The sequence below is a fragment of the Gilliamella sp. HK2 genome (assembly GCF_001690265.1).
In the GTDB taxonomy this organism is placed as follows: domain Bacteria; phylum Pseudomonadota; class Gammaproteobacteria; order Enterobacterales; family Orbaceae; genus Gilliamella; species Gilliamella apicola_C.
In genome coordinates, this window is the sequence record NZ_LZGV01000099.1 from 52,040 (window position 1) to 68,671 (window position 16,632).

10 protein-coding genes and 1 riboswitch are annotated in these 16,632 nt (G+C 33.9%); of the genes, 9 read left to right on the plus strand and 1 reads right to left on the minus strand.

Annotation, left to right across the window (positions count from 1 at the left end; genetic code table 11):
* From A9G45_RS12140 to pbpC, 6 genes are all read left to right on the plus strand, one after another.
* Entirely contained in the window at positions 1-2,958 is a 2,958-nt protein-coding gene (locus A9G45_RS12140) for a bpX6 domain-containing protein (RefSeq protein ID WP_065567962.1), read from the plus strand.
* A gap of 84 nt (positions 2,959-3,042) precedes the next feature.
* A riboswitch (PreQ1 riboswitch) is annotated at positions 3,043-3,087 on the plus strand.
* 2 nt (positions 3,088-3,089) lie between these two features.
* Positions 3,090-3,563, plus strand: a complete 474-nt coding sequence (gene queF / locus A9G45_RS12145) for a preQ(1) synthase (RefSeq protein ID WP_065567963.1) — start codon at positions 3,090-3,092, stop codon at positions 3,561-3,563.
* 28 nt (positions 3,564-3,591) lie between these two features.
* Positions 3,592-4,248, plus strand: a complete 657-nt coding sequence (gene queC / locus A9G45_RS12150) for a 7-cyano-7-deazaguanine synthase QueC (protein WP_065567964.1) — start codon at positions 3,592-3,594, stop codon at positions 4,246-4,248.
* A gap of 71 nt (positions 4,249-4,319) precedes the next feature.
* Positions 4,320-4,970 (plus strand): 7-cyano-7-deazaguanine/7-aminomethyl-7-deazaguanine transporter, encoded by a 651-nt coding sequence (locus A9G45_RS12155; protein WP_141673684.1) that lies wholly within the window; start codon positions 4,320-4,322, stop codon positions 4,968-4,970.
* Between the two features lie 281 nt (positions 4,971-5,251).
* Positions 5,252-10,405 carry an alpha-2-macroglobulin family protein gene (locus A9G45_RS12160; protein WP_065567966.1) on the plus strand — a complete coding sequence of 1,718 codons (5,154 nt, stop codon included), beginning with the start codon at positions 5,252-5,254 and terminating at the stop codon, positions 10,403-10,405.
* Between the two features lie 115 nt (positions 10,406-10,520).
* Positions 10,521-12,818 (plus strand): penicillin-binding protein 1C, encoded by a 2,298-nt coding sequence (gene pbpC / locus A9G45_RS12165; RefSeq protein ID WP_065567967.1) that lies wholly within the window; start codon positions 10,521-10,523, stop codon positions 12,816-12,818.
* Between the two features lie 231 nt (positions 12,819-13,049).
* Here the strand turns inward: pbpC and A9G45_RS12170 are convergent, their stop codons facing one another.
* Positions 13,050-14,651 carry a phosphoethanolamine transferase gene (locus A9G45_RS12170; RefSeq protein WP_218057126.1) on the minus strand — a complete coding sequence of 534 codons (1,602 nt, stop codon included), beginning with the start codon at positions 14,649-14,651 and terminating at the stop codon, positions 13,050-13,052.
* Positions 14,652-14,890: 239 nt separating this feature from the next.
* Here A9G45_RS12170 and A9G45_RS12175 point away from each other — a divergent pair, with 239 nt between their 5' ends.
* From A9G45_RS12175 to A9G45_RS12185, 3 genes are all read left to right on the plus strand, one after another.
* Positions 14,891-15,112: a Flp family type IVb pilin gene (locus tag A9G45_RS12175; protein ID WP_065567968.1), complete on the plus strand. Its 222-nt coding sequence runs from the start codon at positions 14,891-14,893 to the stop codon at positions 15,110-15,112.
* A gap of 270 nt (positions 15,113-15,382) precedes the next feature.
* Complete coding sequence (locus A9G45_RS12180; protein ID WP_065567969.1) at positions 15,383-15,616, plus strand: hypothetical protein; 234 nt, start codon at positions 15,383-15,385, stop codon at positions 15,614-15,616.
* 595 nt (positions 15,617-16,211) lie between these two features.
* Positions 16,212-16,445 carry a Flp family type IVb pilin gene (locus A9G45_RS12185; RefSeq protein WP_065566241.1) on the plus strand — a complete coding sequence of 78 codons (234 nt, stop codon included), beginning with the start codon at positions 16,212-16,214 and terminating at the stop codon, positions 16,443-16,445.
* Positions 16,446-16,632 lie beyond the last annotated feature (187 nt).

A 16,632-nucleotide genomic window follows, 5' to 3' on the forward strand; every position in this document is an offset into this window, starting at 1 on the left:
ATGACAAATACGGTTAACTTCATACGAACCCCGACTTTAAAGGGGACACAAAATATTGCTGGTATATGGTTTCCTGCTCAATGGTTTGATAACGTACAACGACGACGGTTATTAATAAAATATTGGTTTTTAGGGTGTTCAATTTATCAATTTAAACAAGGTGATTTACTGAAATTTTCAACAACAAAAATGCTTAATTGTGATGGCTTGGAAGGTTGGCCACTAATTTTTCAAAATGGCATTTTGTGCTCCACCTTTTTGCCTGACAAATTTGAATCAAAAGTAGCGTATTATGATTTAGTGTTAGTTTCGGGTAATGCAATTACTTCATACAGTTATGACGATGCAATTAAAATCGATCCTGCTCAGTGGGTAGATTTAGATAAATATCAATTATTTGAAACAGAAGATTATACTATTGAAGTTGTTTATGATGATTTGCTTGACTTTACAGAAGATGGTAAACCCATTGGCCAAATATTTGATGGTAAAATACCCTCTCCAAGCCCTAAAATGATGAGATATATTAATGAGCAAAGGGAAAAAAGCCAGCAAAAAAATTTTGATCAACAGACTAACTCTAGCGCTACTAATGCAGCGGAAAAAAGAAAGCCTTTTCCCTTATGGATTTATTTTGTATTTACATTTATATTTATATTTATATTGTTAAGATTATTGGCGATTTTTAGATATAAAAATTCAGATACTGTTTCGGCTTTGCAAGACTCCCCTATTAATAATAATTATCAAATTTTAGCTACTTTATTGTTAACTTTGGGGGGAGTTATCTTATTTGCTATGGTTATTAGCATGATAATCAAAACTGTCAAATATGCTAAAGCAATTAAACGAGGAGAGATTTCTAATAAAATTAAAGTAAAAACATTTACTTACAAGATAAAGAGTAGTGATTTGCCGCAAACTTATAATCCTAATAGTTCTCCTTTGCCTGCTCGTCAGAATCGCGAAAAACAAAAACCAAGCCGATGGCGTAATTATTTATCATTATTTTCAATAGTTTCTAAACTAAGCCATTTGATTGCGCTTCGGCAAGGTAATTATATCGAAACCATGTTAAAAAAGTTTGAGCAAGGCAACTTAGAAGACGCTTTACGCTATGCAATTCCGATTAATAACAATAGCCCTTCAAAAGGGCAAGCTTTTGGTGTCCCTAAACCGCGTAATAAATTATCTTTGAGCGAGTCGGTTTATGGTAATTCATCATCAATCTATCTTGAGGAGAAATTACAAAAGCATTTGCAAGTTTTGTATCAGCAGAGTTTTGAAAAATTAGCCAAACAAGATCGAGTGGAAGAGGCGGTTTTTGTTTTGGTTGAATTGTTAAATAATTTGGATGAAGGCTTAGAATTTTTAATGCAAAGAAAGCGTTACAAACAAGCCATGGAATTAGCTATTGCGCGTGATGCAAAACCTGAATTAATCATAAAACTTTGCTGTTTAGCAAATGATTGGAATAAAGCAGTGATGATAGCAAGGCGTGATAATGCTTTTGCTAATGCTATTTTGATGCTTGAAAAAGATCAACCAGAAATAGTGGATAGGTTAAGATTAGAATGGGCAAATGCATTGGCTGATCGAGCGGAATGGTTAGCAGCGATAGATGTTATTTGGCCATTACCAAAATATCGTTATCTTGCTGAAGAATGGTTTAATAACATTGATAAACTAGATGCACAGGCAATAGATGCAAAAGCAATAGTTAAACGTTTAATATTAATGCCTGAGTCGATTGATAAACTTGAAGATCGCTTGACGGAGATAAAAAATAACCCAGATTTTTATCAAAAAAGATTAGGTATTGCTCAACAAATATTAGAACAACAACAATATATTGAAAATTTACGAAGTTTGTTACGTGTATTGATTAACAATATTCTAGCTGATGTAGTCACTTATCCAAATGAATTTACCAAAGTAGATATAGCAAAGTTGATTGAGCTCACTCAAGATAAATCTTTAAAAATTGATATGCCCAATTCTTCGTTAACTTTAGCAAGACATAAGCCTTTATTAGAATCTAATCGGCTTCTTCTTTATATTTGCCCAGAAGCAGGTTACCGTTCAATTTATCATATGGCTGTCTTGACTGATAATAATTATTTATTGGCGTTAGGTGAAGCAGGCATCATTAAAGTTGATAGGCAAGGTAAACAACTTGCTCATTTTATGATTCCAGCTGAAAGATTAGTGATATCTCATAATCGTTTACAGGTTTTGGCATTGGTAAAAAGAAATAACTATTACCGTATTCATAAACTTGATTTAAGTACTGGCAAATTCATTGATTTAGGTGTTGTCCAATTTCAGCAATGTCATTGGACATTTGATGGTATCAATTGGACAATTGTTAATAATAACTGTATTGAAGTGATTAATATAGGCAATACACTAGCGGTTGTTTGGCGAGTCGATTTATCGCCTAATTCTGTGTTACAAATAGCAATAAAAGATCATCAAGAGGCAATATTAACAGTTAATCCTGAGAATTGTTGTGAAGCATTTTACTATAGTATTCCTGAACGTAGACTAATAAATAGACGAGATATTGAAAATGATGGTGATAACGTATTGTTAAGTGATGAGTTAAGAATATCATATTTAAAATATGATTATATAACCAATCAATTATCACATGTTTTTAATAAATTTAACTATGAAGTAATTCCATTAACGATGAGTGAGAAACAATTTAAGAATCTTCATGTTTTAGCAATTGGTCAGATAATAGCGCTGTGTGTGAATCAAGAAGATAGTATTGGTTATAATATTCATTTATATCACCCTGATAGCAACCAGATAAAAATGATCATTGATTGGCATTCATCAATGCCTGTTTCTGGTTTGTGCATTGATGGTGAATATTGTTTCTTTGATAAACAAGGTCGAGTATTACACGTTAATGTTAAGGAAAATAAAGTAACCTCGTTTTCGATCTAACATAAATAGGTGAGAATTTGGGTAAATTAATGGCGTCTTAATGGTACTAGACATTTTTATTTAAAAAGAGTATGGTGTGCGCTTTGTTACGTGGTTCGTGAACCTCCCACGCTAAAAAACTAAGGAAAATTATGAATAAAGTTACACTACTTGGCGATCAATCTGTTCGCTATCCTACAACCTATTGTCCTGAAATACTCGAAACGTTCGATAATAAACACCCAACTAACGATTATTTTGTTAAGTTCAATTGCCCAGAATTTACTAGCCTTTGTCCTATCACTGGGCAGCCTGATTTTGCGACGATTTATATTTCATACGTACCTAATATTAAAATGGTTGAAAGTAAGTCGCTCAAGCTATATCTCTTTAGCTTTCGTAATCATGGCGATTACCACGAAGATTGCATCAATATTATTATGAAAGATCTTATTAAACTAATGGATCCTAAATATATTGAAGTCTGGGGAAAGTTTACCCCTCGCGGTGGAATCTCTATCGATCCTTATGCAAATTATGGTAAAGCCGGCACTAATTGGGAACAAATAGCGATGAGCCGTTTGGCTAATCACGATCTTTATCCTGAAAAAGTCGATAATCGCTAATTCAATTTACCCTAACAGGAAACTCTCAATGCAAACTCGTAAAGCACTAGTGATATTTTCTGGTGGGCAGGATTCTACTACCTGTTTACTGCAAGCCATTGCTGATTATGGTCGTGAAAACGTCGAAACCATCAGCTTTCAATATGGTCAACGTCATGCTATTGAACTTGAAAAAGCCAAGTGGATTGTTGAAGATCTTGGCGTTAAGCAAACCGTGGTGGATACCTCGGTGATTAAACAGACGACCAATAATGCTTTGATTGATGATTCACAACAAATCACCGCAGCCAAAGAAGGCGATTACCCTAATACTTTTGTGGATGGACGTAATATGCTGTTTTTGCTTTTAGCTGGTTGCCATGCCAAGCAACACGGTATTAGTGACATTATTATTGGCGTTTGTGAAACCGATTTTAGTGGCTACCCTGATTGTCGTGATATTTTTATTAAATCAATGAATGTATCGATGAATCTTGCTATGGATTATAATTTCAATCTCATCACCCCTTTGATGTATTTGACTAAAGCTCAAACATGGGAAATGGCTGATAAACTAGGTTATTTGGATTATGTCCGCGACCATACTCATACTTGTTATTACGGAGTTGATGGTGGATGCGGCAAATGCCCGAGCTGTATTCTTCGAGATAAAGGATTAACACAATACCTTAATCATTCAAATTAATTGAAACACTGGGTTCACTTACCCCATTAAAAAAGGACAAATTTATGCACCTGAACGCTAATTCAGAACATATAAACCAATTTACTCACGCACAGCAAATCAAGGCTCTAAGCTGGCTTTCGTTTTTTCATATTTTGGTTATCGCTTCCAGCAATTATTTAGTACAAATTCCATTTGATATTTTTGGTTTTCAAACCACTTGGGGGGCGTTTACTTTTCCATTTATCTTTCTTACCACCGATTTAACTATTCGGGTATTTGGAGCGAGTTTAGCTAGGAAGATAATTTTTGTGGTGATGCTCCCCGCATTGCTATTTTCATATGTGATTTCTGTACTATTTTTTGAAACACATTGGGTTGGTTTATCGGCATTGACGGAATTTAATAGTTTTGTTTTTCGAATTGCATTAGCAAGTTTTGCCGCTTATTTAGTTGGACAATTGATGGATATTACTGTCTTTAACTATTTAAGAAAAAATAAATCGTGGTGGGTTGCACCAACAGCATCGGCTATCTTTGGTAATGGTATTGATACTATTGTCTTTTTTGCTATTGCCTTTTATCAAAGTAGCGATGAATTTATGGCAAATCATTGGGTCGAAATTTCTTTAATGGATTACAGTTTTAAAATTATCATTTGTGGCTTATTCTTTTTGCCTCTTTATGGTGTGATTTTAAATTTTATCCTAAAAAAATTAATGTTTGTCTCCAAAACTAATTAATCGTTATAACCTAAATTCCATTGACTTATCTTAATAAACTAAAACTCATTAATTATTTTTGATGAGTTTTAATTCTATTTTCAATGCATGCAATAAAGATTATAAAAAACGTTCAGAAAAGTCATTGATTTTATTTGGGTTTTTCTTTCTGGTATTTGCAATAAAATTGCTCAATCTGTTGCTACACGCTTTGCTAAAAAGCGAAGAACTGTGCATAATATATATATAAAATATAATCAATATCAATAATAATAAAATATGAGGTGGGAGGTGGACAAAGTATGGCATTAGTAAAACATTTAGCTATATTTAGCCTATTGTTAGCTTTAGCGGGGTGTGACAATAAAGAAATAGAACAAACAGTAAATGCAGAGCAATCATCACCGCAATTAGCAACAGAAGTTATTGATAACAGCAACACGACCAAAATTGGTGAGCCTAATGAAAATAATAAAATAGCGCAAGATCAATCACCAACAACGGTTTTTAATCCCACACCAGAATTAATCGAAAAATATCATGGTAAGGCCTTAACGGTCATAGATAGTTCCGAAACCATTCTGGATGGTTCTAGCACGTTGGTTGTAACCTTTTCTGTTCCTTTAAATCCTAATCTTAATTTTTCTAATTTGCTTCGTTTAGTTGATAAAAAAATGGGTAATGTTGATGGAGCTTGGGAACTGTCAGATAATGGACTCGAATTAAGACATCGATACCTTGAACCCAACCGTGAATTAGAGCTCACTATCGATAAAATGTTAGTTGCAATTAATGGCAACAGTTTAAAAGAAGTCTACCAAACCGAATTTAAAACCCAAGATCGCCAGCCGTTTGTTGGTTTTGCCAATAGTGGTGTTTTACTGCCTAGCAAATCAATGAGTGGTTTACCGATTACTACGCTTAATGTTAATAAAATTGATGTTAACTTCTTTAAAATCAAACCTGAACATTTATCGGAATTTATTTCTGATTATGGGTTTATTAATCAAATAACAAGTTGGAACTCAAATAATATCAATAAATTTGCTGATTTAGTTTATTCATCTCGCTTTGATCTTAACCCTAAACGTAATTTTCAAGAAACGGTATTGCTTGACTTATCCTCAATTTCTCAATTACAGCAAGAAGGTATTTATTTTGCCGTTATGAATCAAGCGGGAACTTACAATTATTCCAACCCTACATCACTATTTTCGATTAGCAATATTGGTATTGCTGTTCATGCGTATGAAAATGGTAAATTATCAGTGCTTACGCATGCACTAGACAATGGTCAGCCTCTTGGCGACGTTGGTATATTGATTTTATGTAATAAAAGTATTCGAGAGAGCAATAAAAACTGTTCCACCATTTTAGCTAAAACTGATGCAGACGGTTATGCTGAAGTAACCTTACCAAAAGGTATGGATTATGCTTTACTTACCGCAAATAAAGGGCAACAAATTTCTTTTGTAAATTTAGATCGTAATGCATTAAATTTAAGCAAGTATAACTTAGTTGGTTCGGCTTTTTATCAAAAACAGCTATTTGTTTTTGGCGCTCGTGATTTATATCGCCCTCAAGAAACGGTTTATTTTAATGCGCTTTTACGTGATGCTAATGGTAAGCCATTGCCAACCCAACCTATTGTGGTTGATGTTATGTTACCTGATAATCAAATTGTTGAAAATTTTACTATCAATGCTAAAGCTGACTCAAATGGCTTATATCAGTGGCAATATGTTATTCCTGCTAATGCAGCAACAGGTAAATGGGCTTTTCGTTTTAATCTAGGTGATGATAACTACCGTTATGCCGAGTTTCATGTGGAAGAATTTTTGCCAGAACGCATGGCAATGGAAATTACAACCGCATCAGACAAGCCGGTTATCTTGGATAAGAATGTCAGTTTTAATGTTAAAGGTTGGTATCTTTATGGTGCTCCAGCAATAGGTAATAACTTAGAAGGTCATGTTTATCTTAAAAAAGCAGATTCAATTGTTAACTTAGCCAATTATAAAATTGGACGTGTGACTGATGATAATCTTGATCGCCAACTTGATAATATTGACATGGTTCTGGATAAAAATGGGATTGCACAAGTTGGCATTGATACTAGCGATTGGGGTAAATTAAGCTCTCCAATTAAAGTTATTTTACAAGCAAGTTTGCTTGATTCTGGTGGGCGCCCTGTTACGCGTTATGCAAGCCAAACAATTTGGCCAAATGAAAAAATGCCTGTGGTACGTGCGTTGTTTTCTCAATCGCTTTATTATGATTGGTCAACAGATCGTTATGAAAATAGTCCCACAGTTGATAAAGGCGCTAATGCTGAATTTGAAGTTGCCTATGTCAATACTGACGGAAAAAAGCTAGCATCAAATCATTTAAAAGCAAAAATTATTCGTGAACGTCGCAACTATTATTGGAGTTGGTCTGACGATGCAGGGTGGCACCAAGAATCTAATTTCAATGAATTTGTTGTTCAAGAACAACCACTAACTATTGATGAAAATGGTACAGCTAAAGTAAGTTATCAAACAGAGGATTATGGATCTTATCGTATTGAAATTGTTGATACTACAAATAATATTAGCAGTAGTTTACGTTTTCGAAGTGGTTACAATTGGGAAGATAACACAAATGGTACAAATGCTGTTCGGCCTGATCAAGTTAAACTAAGCCTTGATAAAACTGCTTATTCAGTTGGTGATACCGCTAAAGTACGAGTACAAGCTCCTGTTGCTGGATCAGGCTATATTTCACTTGAAACTAATGACGGAATGTTATGGAAAAAAGATATTGCTGTTGATGACCAAGGCCTAGATGTTGAGATACCAATTAAAGACTGGGGGCGCCATGATATTTATATTAATGCGATGATCATTCGACCATCAACTGATGCTGCTGTACAAACAATTAAACGAGCAATTGGTTTACTTTATTTGCCAATTGACACGTCAAATCGTCAATTAACCGTGAGCCTTGACGTTCCGCAAAAAACAGAGCCAGAAAAAACAATTCCAATTAAAGTTAAAATAGATAAAAACGCAATACAACAAGATCACAAAGTAACCGTATTGGTTTCAGCCGTTGATTCGGGGGTATTGAACATTACTGGTTTTGCAACACCTGACCCATACAGTGCATTCTTAGGGCGTAAACGCTATAATGTTGATCTTTACGATGTATATGGCAAATTGATTGAAGGCAAAGGGCGTAATGTAAATATAAGTTTTGGGGGGGATGCTTTACTCGGCGCAGAAAATACGGGGGGGAAAACACCATTAACTGACGTCAATATTGTTGCCCAGCAATTGCAAACTATCGAACTGAACAATGAAGGTGAGGGGGTTGTTAATCTTACTTTACCTGATTTTAATGGCGAATTGCGCATAATGGCTCAAGCATGGGATGATAGCCGTTTTGGTAAAGCAGAACAAACTATGATAGTTGCTTCACCAGTAATTGCAGAGCTATCCACTCCGCGATTTTTATCTGGTGGCGATCAAGCCACATTAGCGCTAAATCTTCATAATTTAACCGAAAAAAAACAAACAATACAGCTTGAAGTTTCAACAGGAGGTTTGATTTTTCAAAATTCGGTAAACACTACAGCAATAACTTTAGAAAGCAAGCAAAGGCAGATTATTCAATTGCCTGTTGTTGCTAATTATGGCTATGGGCAAGGATCTATAACAATTAATGTTAAAGGGATTTTGTTAGATGATGGTTCAAATTACCAAATCAAACGTTCATGGCATGTAGGCGTTAGACCTGCTTATGCTGCGACCACAAAATACTATGCGGCAGCAATAAATGGTGGTGACAGCTGGGTTTTACCTGAAGAGAGTATTGCTGAAATGATTGAAAATACGGTTGATGGTAAATTGATTGTATCAAATCAACCACCGCTGAATATAGCTCAGTATATCAAGTCGTTATTGTCCTATCCGTATGGCTGTTTAGAACAGACTATTAGTAGCTTAATGCCATCATTATATGCAAACCAAGAACAGTTGGCTGCATTAGGAATCAAAACTGAATCGGATACCAAACGTCGCGAAAAAGTACAAGTAGGGATTTCTCGAATATTATCAATGCAACGTAATGATGGTAGTTTTGGTTTATGGACTAAAGATAGTTCAGAAGATCATTGGTTAACCGTGTATGCGACCGACTTTTTATTGCAAGCTAAAGAGCGTGGTTATAATGTTAATAATGCTGCACTTGATGCGGCTATTTCTCGTATTAACCAATATATTTATGATGTGAATGCATTTAATAGTTTACAAAACTATAATGATAATTCACAAGTAAGCGACTACACGCAATTTGCAACTAAAGCTTATGCCTTAGTTGTACTAACCAAACAAAATAAAATCACTGCACCTGTACGTAATGAAATTAATAAAATGTATCAACAGATCACCGCAAGCGATTTTAAGGTGTTTTCGCCGTTGCCAGTTGCTCAATTAGCATTATCAGCCAAACTTGCAGGTTTTGAAAATATCTATAACAGCTTAATGCCACAAGTATTTACAAAAAGTTACGACAATCAATATCCTTGGCTTGGAGAGTATGGGAGTGCAGTTCGTGATAATGCGTTAATTTTAGCTTTATTGATTGAAAACAAGTTGAGTATTGATAAACAAGCTGACTACTTAATCCATTTATCTGATTTACTCAATGATACTCGCTATTTTTCAACCCAAGAGCTTAGTGCATTATTTGTGGCGGGTTGGTCATTGGATCAACATAAATCTTCAAAGCAATTTAATGTTACAATTAATAAACAGAGCAATGATGTAGATACTAGTTTATCACGCTCACTCGATTTTGCTAATTTATCAAACGGATTAACGATTTCGAATCCAGAAAATGCACAGCCACTTTATATTGAATTGACCGTTTCTGGTTATGGTAAAAAACCCCCTGCGCCAACAAGTGATGAAAATAAATTAACAATTAATCGCTCTTATTATGATTTAAAAGGAAATAAAATCCAACCTGATCAGATGAAAGTAGGTGATTTAATGGTGGTTTTATTAGATGTCAACGCTCATAAAGAAGCTATTCATGATGCATTAATCGTTGATTTCTTACCTGCTGGACTTGAAATAGAAAATCAAAATCTAACTAACAGTAGTGTCAGCTTACAGGCGATCCCTGAATTAGCCAATCTATTGAAAGATGATGATAGTAATGATATTAAACATCAAGAATTCCGTGACGATAGATTTGTTGCTGCGGTTGATATCAATCATTATGTGAGTGAAGATTCTTATCGTTCACGTGTAGCTTACTTAGTTCGGGCTGTAACAGCTGGTAATTATAGGGTTCCGTATCCTTATGTTGAATCAATGTACCACCCAGATAGATTCGCTGTTGGTCAATCGCTTAACTTCATGTCTATTGTTGAACGCAAATCAGAATCGAATAATGCCGAGCAATAATAGCATTGGTATTAGAATTGATTAATAAAATACAAACAAAACGATGATCCGCTAACGAAAGTTAGCGGCACCATTTTATATTGAACCATAGATTTTTTGAGGCTTTTTGACAAAAATGAAAAAGCGCCTGCTAAAAATTCTGGCTTTATTGCTTTTTGTAATCCTACTATTAGTTGGTATTTTTTTTGTTGCCGATTGCTTATTTCCAATATCAATAGCAAAACAAAAAAACACACAAACAATTCTTGCACAAGATGGCACTCCGCTTTGGCGATTTGCTGACGAAAACGGTGTGTGGCGATATCCTATCAAATTAGATGAAGTGCCCAATGATTATCTTGATGCTTTATTAAATTATGAAGATCGCTATTTTTATCATCATTTTGGCGTTAACCTAGCATCATTACTGCGCGCAGCTTGGCAAAATATTACCAATAAAAAAATTATTTCAGGTGGTAGTACTATTTCAATGCAGGTTGCAAGGCTGCTTTACCCTCACGATCGCACCATGATAGGTAAGCTGAAACAAGTGTTTAGAACGCTACAACTTGAGTTGCACTTCAAAAAAGATGAAATTTTAACTTTATATATTAACCACGCACCATTTGGTGGCACAATTGAAGGTTTAGGTGCTGCCAGTTGGTCATATTTTGGTAAAGCACCAAAAGCATTAACGCGTAGCGAAAGTGTTTTATTAGCTATATTGCCTCAAGCTCCTAGTCGTTTGCGCCCAGATAGATACCCTGAAAGAGCCAAAAAAGCTCGAGATAAAGTTCTAACAAGATTATCTCAATACCAAATATGGTCGCCCGATATTATAAAGCAAGTTCAAAAAGAAGAAGTCTGGGTTTATCCACGTAAAAAGCCACAGCTTGCGCCTTTATTAGCTCGTAGACTCAGTCAACAATACCCTAATATTGACATTATTCATTCAAATATTGATCTATCTCTTCAATATAATCTTGAAGATATTGCTAGAAATCGAAAAAACCAGTTACCACCTAAAACTTCACTTGCTATTTTAGTTGTCGATCATACCGATATGACTGTAAAAGGTTATGTTGGCTCAGCTGATTTTAATGATAAAGAACGATTTGGTCAGGTTGACATGATCAGTGCACTACGTTCACCAGGATCAACATTAAAGCCTTTTATTTATGCATTAGCGATTGATGATGGCATGATTCATTCTGAATCATTATTGCAAGATACGCCTCGAATTAACTCTGATTACCTTCCTACTAATTTTGATAAGAGCTTTTATGGTCCTGTAAGTGCTTCAGAAGCGCTAAAAAATTCGCTAAACCTACCAGCGGTTCAACTAATTGAACACTATGGTCCTAAAAGATTTACCAGTAACCTTGTGGATATTGGTTTATCCCTTGTATCTACTGGTAATAATCCTAATATTTCATATATATTAGGAGGCGCATCGCTAAGAATGGATAATTTAGTTAGCGCATATAGTGCTTTTGCACGTCATGGACAAGTCAGTCCTTTACGATTTACGCAAATCGAACCACTGTTAAGTAAACCATTTATTAGTGATGGAAGTGCATGGATCACAAGGCAAATGTTAATTAATAACCAACAACTTGCCTATAAAACAGGGACTAGTTATGGCTATCGTGACGCTTGGGCAATAGGTATCAATCCTCGCTATTTAATTGGTATTTGGGTTGGTCGCCCAGATGGTACCCCCGTTGTTGGCCAATATGGTGCTATCACAGCGGTGCCAATTTTGCGACAGGTTAACACGCTATTATTAAATAAAGAACGGCGATTGAATCGTCCATTACCCGTGGTGACCAAACCAGTAACCGTTACCTTACACAAAATTTGCTGGCCATCAGGGCAAATACTGCCTATAACTGATGAAAACTGCCATCGTCAAAAAAGTGCTTGGATATTAAATAATATGGTACCGCCAACGCTTGATACTCTTGCATCGCTTAATAATAACATCTATCGCTCTGGCTGGGCGACTATTTGGGTAAATGATAAAGGAAAACGAGTATCAGCAGATTGTAGCAATGCGCATAAAAAACAAATTGCACTTTGGCCAATAGCATTAGAAAATTGGTTATTACCCAAAGAGCGCCGACAATCAAGGCTCCCTGAGGTTGATAAAAATTGCCCCATTCTTGGTAAAGATACCTTTTCGAAACTGAATATTATCGGATTGCGCGATAAGCAATTGGTAAAACGCCTACCAGGGCAAAACGATGTCACCATTGATTTAACACCACAAGGTGGCAATGGCGATAAATGGTGGTTTTTAGATGGCGAACTCATTGTGCGCACTCATGACGAGCAAAAAACATCTTTAACTATCACTCAAAAAGGCTTACATAACCTTTTATTGTTAGATCAGAGTGGGCAAATTGTGCGAATGGCATTTATTCTCGATTAATCATATAGAGAGCAAACTTATGGCTATTAGGTGAACATTGTTTGTAGAATTTGCTAGCGTTATTCACTGTATTAATCAGTATAGTATACAAGTATCAGAGTAAAATATTTAAAGGAGCATATTGTTAATTGATCTTTTCTTCCATCAGATTAAACAAATGCCTCCTTTATTTTTGTATTGTAAAATTTATATTAGATATCGCAATTTATTGATGAAAAATTATAATAAAACCTAATCATTATTATAAAATTTTAAAAAAGGCATAACGCTACCATCAGGCATAGAAACACGATCATTATTTTTTTCTTTGTTCAGAATAGTTTGATCAACATTGTACCCTAAAAGATTAGATAAAATATATTTATTCATCAACCCACTTAAATAACCAGTTGGGTTTCGAAACGACTCTATAAATTGACAGTTATAACGATCATTTGTTGATATAAACATAAACGGAATTAAAAATTGGTCAACATTTGTGTTACTTACACCATGCCCAACATTAACGATTTCGCCATGATCCGAGGTATAAATTAAGGTATAATTATGGCTGTATTTGTTAATAACATCGTACAATGCTTTCACTGTACGATCTGTATGATGGATGGTCAGATCATATTTTTCAGCATCAGGTAAAGCTTGCTTATCAATTTCATCATAATTTTCATAAGGTTGATGACTCCCTCGTAAGTGTACGAAAATGAATTTTTTGGGTGAATTGTCTTTTTGGAGCGTTCTTTCTAATAATTGACTTAAATGAATATCATGCTTGCCTTTACCAAAAGCGACAACATCACTTTTACGTGCAATAAAACCAAATTTAGTATCAAATGACCCTTTAATCTCCTGAGCAGGTGAGGCTAGCCAATAAGTTTTGTAATGATTGAATTTAGCCATCTCAATAATCGATTTATTATTAAATAAATTATCATCGCTTTCTGGAACATTAAATGAAAGTGTTAATGCTAATGAATCTCTTGTAATAGCGGCAACAGAGTGGCTGTTTTGAATAATACAAGCACCATTTTGACTAAAAATTTTGGTTATAAACGGTGTTGTTTGTTTATGGTAACCGTAAGCACTGTATCGGGTTGCTAATGAAGATTCGCCCATAATTAATACTACTAAATCGTTATCAGATTTATTGGGTGGTAAAAGAATAGCTTCATTGAATTTTTCAATCTCATTTTTACTAGGATAGATGTCTGTTGAGGCGAAACTAGCTAAAAGATAGGATAAGTTACCTAAAACAGCAGGATGAGTAAAACGAAGTAGGCTTGTGATTTCTTTATAATTACCACGTTTAATGTCATTATTTAAAGATGAATTTATTGTTACAATAGCAACTATAAACAAAACGATTATATAAAAGAACAAAGGGGTAACGGGGTTTAATTTAACAGTAATTATTTTTTTTCTAAAAATAAATAAAATAAAGTAAGTCGTAATCAATGCGGGGCCTGTTATGATTAAAACTTGTTTAGACATTGACAGAGCTTCATTAGAAGTCGTATCTATAATAGAATCAAGTACGCCTGTTGATATTATTTCTCCATAATAAATGAAATAACTGATTTCGGATAAAAATAGAAATAAAGATAATGTGCTAAGCGTAACAATAAAATAATGGCGACTATAAATGCCTATATGCACAAGTGCAATAAAACACAATGTTGTTGTTAAATTTATATAAAATAGTAGATTTTTAAAAACAGATTTGTTAAACAGAAAATCGGATTTTGTTATAACGATATAAGCCCAAATAGCACTAAAAACGGTATAAAGTAGCAATAAAATTGCAGTTTTTCTTTTAATAATTTTACTTATTTGCATAGCTTATCTTGTTTTATTATTAATTTAGTGTAGCCAGTAGATGATTATACTACTTAAGTAAGTATTTTCTTCATATATAAAAAAGTGTATATAAAAGAGTGGGCTGTTTTCTAAATTATATGCAATTTTTTGTTAAAAAATACACTTATTTTGGTTAAAATAGCAAGCACTATTGTTCAAATATCAAAGTAGCTTGTGTATAAGCATATAGAAGTAAAATAGTATTAAAGGAGAATATAATGTATTTACTTGCAATTAATATACAGATTAAAGCTTTTTTAGCTCAATTTATTAAAAATAAACAAGCTATATCGGCGATTGAGTATGCTATTATTTCGGCTGGTATTGCGGCAACCGTATTAATTATCTTTCAAGGAAGATCGGGATCGATTATGTATGATATGTTTGATAATGTATTTACATCGATAAAAAATCGATTAGGAGTGATTGCTAGTTGGTAATGATATGCAGTACTTATTATTGACAAAATGGGTTAATTATTTTTATTTGTTATTATTAAACAATAATTAGAATGTCAAATTACCTAAAATTTTATGCTACTAAACTCGCAAGTTGATTCTGATATAGAATTTACTTGCATTGTTTACAGTATTAGGAGAAAAATCTGTCATGAATATCTATAAAATACAAAATTAACGCCTTGTCATTGAGAAGAGATTTAGCGTTTATACAATAACAAGCCACAGTTACCGGCTTAGCGTTGAGATTCAATGTCAGCCGCCTCCACTATTTATAAAGCATCAAAACTTTGGTGTAAGCCACAATTATGCCCAAATGAACGTTATAAAACAGTAAAATATGGGTTTAAGAGGTTGGTTAAAGTTGAGAATATGATAGAAGAAGGTCTAAAGCGGCAAGCAAAGCGTTATAACAAAAATTATTGGATGTTTATGGCAATAAATCGCAATTCAGCTCAATTGTATTTTTACAGTATGATGTGTTAGTACAAATACCTTACACCATTGATGTTATGTGTTCTGAGATAATAGCACCGAATACAAAGGGGGTTGTTGAATATACCTTTGTTAAGTTTTCCAAGCCAATAAAATCAATTAAAAGTTGACTGAGTTCGCCAGTCCTTAAACCAGTGTTAAAGTTGAGCAAGTGATAAGGACATTAATGGAAATTGGCATCAACAAAAAGTATTGACCAATGCAATTGTCCAACAAGCCAAATTCCGTTATTTTATTAATTTTTACAATACTGTTAAACCACATAAAAGTTTAAATGTTGCTACGCCTTATGAGATACTCGAATTTTATTTTAACAAAAATGTGTAAGCAATCTGAAGAAATCCTATCCATAAAAAAATAATTTTTCTCATTTGTTATTTTGATAAAAAACATTTTAGTTAAAAAATATACTGAAAAAACAAGCTACTATTTTTTAATTTTATGATTAATAATAAATTATTATCAATTATTTTTTATTTTCCATCTTGGCAAGCAATAGAATTGAGTATATTATACGCTCACTTTCTGTTTAGAAAGTGATATTTTAAAATAAAAGAAATGTAAGAAATATTTAAAGGAGAAAATTATGATGTATTTATCAGCGCTTCGTGCGCAAGCTAGAAATTTTGCTGGCAAATTTGTTAAAAACGAAAAAGGTGTTACAGCGATTGAATATGCTGTTGTTGCAGCAGGTGTTGCAGCAGTAGTATTAGTTATCTTCAAGAAAGATAGTGGTCCTGTTTATAGCATGTTGTATGATGTATTTACAAATCTTAAGACTAAACTTGTGGACACTATTGGTTCTGGTAGCCGTTCGTAACTAATAGGGTGTATTAATTTATTTTAGTAGATGGTTATTATTAATAATTTGTATCATACTATATAGTTATATACATCTAATTGCACTGCGTGAGGATGATCTATTAGGGTTATCCTCACGATATAGGATAAAAGTCAGCAGGAGTAATTGGTAGCTTCTGTTAGTATTACAATTACAATGAAAATAT

Excerpts from the sequence above, each read along its gene's own strand:
- A9G45_RS12140 (WP_065567962.1), top strand. The coding sequence starts at position 1 with ATGACAAATACGGTTAACTTCATACGAACCCCGACTTTAAAGGGGACA.
- A9G45_RS12180 (WP_065567969.1), top strand. The coding sequence starts at position 15,383 with ATGTCAGCCGCCTCCACTATTTATAAAGCATCAAAACTTTGGTGTAAG.
- A9G45_RS12175 (WP_065567968.1), top strand. The coding sequence starts at position 14,891 with ATGTATTTACTTGCAATTAATATACAGATTAAAGCTTTTTTAGCTCAA.
- queC (WP_065567964.1), top strand. The coding sequence starts at position 3,592 with ATGCAAACTCGTAAAGCACTAGTGATATTTTCTGGTGGGCAGGATTCT.
- pbpC (WP_065567967.1), top strand. The coding sequence starts at position 10,521 with ATGAAAAAGCGCCTGCTAAAAATTCTGGCTTTATTGCTTTTTGTAATC.
- A9G45_RS12185 (WP_065566241.1), top strand. The coding sequence starts at position 16,212 with ATGATGTATTTATCAGCGCTTCGTGCGCAAGCTAGAAATTTTGCTGGC.
- queF (WP_065567963.1), top strand. The coding sequence starts at position 3,090 with ATGAATAAAGTTACACTACTTGGCGATCAATCTGTTCGCTATCCTACA.
- A9G45_RS12170 (WP_218057126.1), bottom strand. The coding sequence starts at position 14,651 with ATGCAAATAAGTAAAATTATTAAAAGAAAAACTGCAATTTTATTGCTA.
- A9G45_RS12160 (WP_065567966.1), top strand. The coding sequence starts at position 5,252 with ATGGCATTAGTAAAACATTTAGCTATATTTAGCCTATTGTTAGCTTTA.